The 3,089-nt window shown below is 53.5% G+C and carries 3 protein-coding genes; 2 read left to right on the forward strand and 1 reads right to left on the reverse strand.

Going from position 1 to position 3,089, the window contains the following annotated elements:
- Positions 1–187 precede the first annotated feature (187 nt).
- Positions 188–814 (reverse strand): TetR/AcrR family transcriptional regulator, encoded by a 627-nt coding sequence (locus RR842_RS13270; protein WP_332730067.1) that lies wholly within the window; start codon positions 812–814, stop codon positions 188–190.
- 276 nt (positions 815–1,090) lie between these two features.
- Between RR842_RS13270 and RR842_RS13275 the strand changes: the two genes are divergently transcribed.
- Both RR842_RS13275 and RR842_RS13280 read left to right on the forward strand, forming a co-directional pair.
- Positions 1,091–2,335, forward strand: a complete 1,245-nt coding sequence (locus tag RR842_RS13275) for an agmatine deiminase family protein (RefSeq protein WP_332730069.1) — start codon at positions 1,091–1,093, stop codon at positions 2,333–2,335.
- Positions 2,336–2,429: 94 nt separating this feature from the next.
- Positions 2,430–2,897 carry a hypothetical protein gene (locus RR842_RS13280; RefSeq protein WP_332730070.1) on the forward strand — a complete coding sequence of 156 codons (468 nt, stop codon included), beginning with the start codon at positions 2,430–2,432 and terminating at the stop codon, positions 2,895–2,897.
- Positions 2,898–3,089 lie beyond the last annotated feature (192 nt).

Below are 3,089 nucleotides of genomic sequence, written 5' to 3' on the forward strand. Positions count from 1 at the left end.
CATACTTGCATAGCGGCCAACAGGATGGAATCCTATAAGCCGCTTTTTTGTACGTCGAACATGCATCACGTCTCTGATGGGCAAAAGTCTCGAGCATGCCTTTAAAACAGGATGCGAATAGCCATGTGCAAGGCGAATCGAAGGCAACCCAGGGTGGTAAGTACGACGACCAGACCCGTTTACCGAATCACTTGCCCTGCAAGTGCTCTTCTTCGGTGGATCTCAGATCGCTTGTCGCCTCACAGAAAATCGCGTCGACCGCTTTCTTCCAGGCGACGTATGCATCAATCGACTCGTGGCGCGAGATGACCTGGCTGGCTCCATTGAGTACGACGTACAGGAACTCAGCGTTGCCCTTTGTGTCGAAGCCCTTGTCGAACACACCGATGTTGCATCCGTGCCGCAACACGGATGCAATGGATTCTCCCATCGTGCGACCGAGGCGTTTTTGGTGCGACGCAATGCTGGGGATGCGGGTAGATTGGAGATCTATCTCGGCAAGCACATGTCGCCGCTCCTCGTCGTCGTGGTAGTTTTCGATGATCGAGCGTCCCATGGCATCAAGGTAGGCGCGGTAGGCCTGTGCATCGGTGATGGCGAAAAAATTCTTGTCCAGAAGATCTAGCGTGGGCCACATGCTTTCGGATACCGCTCGGAACAGGTCCTCCTTCGAGGGGAAATAGTAGTATAGCGAGGGTTTCGTGATGCCCACCAAAGTGCAAACCTTGCTGATAGATGCCTTGTCGTACCCAACCTCGGCGATCAGTTGATACATCGCTTTGAGGATCTTTCCTCGCGTGTTCGATTCTTCCATGATATTCCCTCCCCTTTCAAGACCGGATTTCCAAGGTCATGAGATGCATTGTACGGTCGAACAACTCTCCAGCCTTGCAGAAACATGCTCGTATTTCCTGAAAAGACTGGTTGACGAACAGCTACCCGCCCACTATTATAGTATATACCGACCGGTAGGTAAATAGTATTCATCAGTCGGAGGTGAAGATGAGCGGTAGAGGGCGTTGCCGACGGGCGTGCGCTCACTGCGTTTCATCAATTGAGCTTCCGGCGTGTGCAGAGGAGGTGGAGACCCGTGCTTGATAGTTATCGGCACCCAGGAGAGTTCGAAGCGCAATCTGATGTGTTCATGACGTGGCTTCCCGACGATATCCAGATGCAAGGTTACGACAATCGTGCCACTTGCATAGAAGTCATCAAAGCCCTTCAGAACTATGGCGACGTGAAGCTTCATGTCAATTGCGGAGCAGAGGGCGTGCTCGAAAAGGCCCGTGCTGCATTAAGGGCCGCTGATGTAGATTGTGGCAGCATTGAATTCAGCCAGTTTCTCGATACCAACTGGTACGTTCGCGACAACGGCCCCACTATCATGGTGAACGATCGCGGCGGCATGCGCATGGTCAACCATTGCTGGACCTATTACGGAGTGTGGGAAAAGGATGCTGCCGAAGTCGTATGCGCTCGCAAGGCTGGCATACACATGGCGGTGTCTCTCGGCTGTTTCGATATTGTAAGTTCAGATTTGGTCTCAGAGGGCGGGGACCGCGAGTATAGCGGCGATGGCATTATGATGTGCATCGGGGATACTGAAGTGCGCAAGCGTAATTCCGAATACACCAAAGAGCAGGTGGAGGAAGAGTACAAGCATCTATACAACGTGAGTAAGATTATCTGGCTGCCTCAGCCCACGGTTGAGGATGACGATTACCGCATGGGTCCGCTCGAATATCGCGACGGGGTTCCGTATTTCGGAACAAGCTTCGCTGCGCACGTTGATGAAATGTGCCGTTTCGTAGATAGCTCGACCGTACTCCTTGCCGAAGTGACCGACGAGGAAGCAGCGGAAAGCGCTGCCGCGGCTGAAAGTAAACGACGCTTGGACGCCGCGTACGAGGTACTGCGCAACGAAACCGATGCACACGGCCAACCGATCAAAATCGTGCGCATGCCGGTGTCTATTCCTGTCGACTACCTGCTCACTGTCGAAGATGATGACTATGCGCTGTACAAAGGGTTCATCGACGAGATGGGCGGCCATTTCGCGGATGGCACTCCTTGGCCCGAAGGAGACCTGCACTTCATCGCCTCCACGGGCTACTGCAACTTCCTTATCTGCAATGGCGTCGTGGTTGGCCAGCGCTATTGGAACGAGGGCATGGATTCTGCTATCAAAGCAAAGGACGAACAGGCAGAATCGGTGCTGAAGGCATGCTTCCCGAATCGACGAATCGTGATGGTGGACGCTTTGGCACTCAACATGTCGGGCGGCGGCGTGCATTGCTGGACGAAGAACGTTCCTGCTGCGGGGAAAAACGCGTAGGGATACCAAGCAAACGACCGCATCGATTATTTACCCGACAATCGATGCGGCCTGAAAAAAAACACACACAGTATAACAGAAAGGGCGTTTTGCCATGAACCATAACCTCTTGGGTCGCAACATCCTCAATCTCCGCGATCTCACAAAAGACGAGTTTCGTTATTTGATCGACCTTTCCGCTACCTTGAAAGCGCAGAAGCAATCCGGCGTGGACCAACACTACTTCCCCGGAAAGAATGTGGTGGCGAACTTCGAGTGGGGTTCCACCCGCACGCGCTGCGCATTTGAAACCTCGTGCAACGATTTAGGCATGGGCTTTACCTACCTGACAAACTCCCACATGGGCGATTGCGAAACCATCAGGGATACCATGCGCGTGTTCTCTGAAATGTACGACATCATCGTCATTCGTGCACAGCGCGACGAGGAGTATATTTACCAGATGGCTAAGTGGGCCGGGGTTCCGCTGATCAATGCGCTCTCTCTTGGCGACCATCCCACTCAAATGCTGAGCAGTGGGGCGGACGCGGCTCGTGTCGTCACAAGAAGCTCGCGTTTGTAGGCAACTGCGCAGGTGCCCCCTTGTTCTACGGCCGCCTCGCTGCCATGCTTGACATGGACTTCTATGCTATCGGACCCGACCAGGATCGTCATCAGATGTGTCAGCGCATGATTGATGACGTGCAGGACATGTTCGACAAGTACGCACCGAACTCCAAGTTTGTTATCACGTCCAACCTGGATGCGCTTGAGG

The sequence above is a fragment of the Gordonibacter sp. genome (genome assembly GCF_036667095.1).
Lineage (GTDB): Bacteria > Actinomycetota > Coriobacteriia > Coriobacteriales > Eggerthellaceae > Gordonibacter.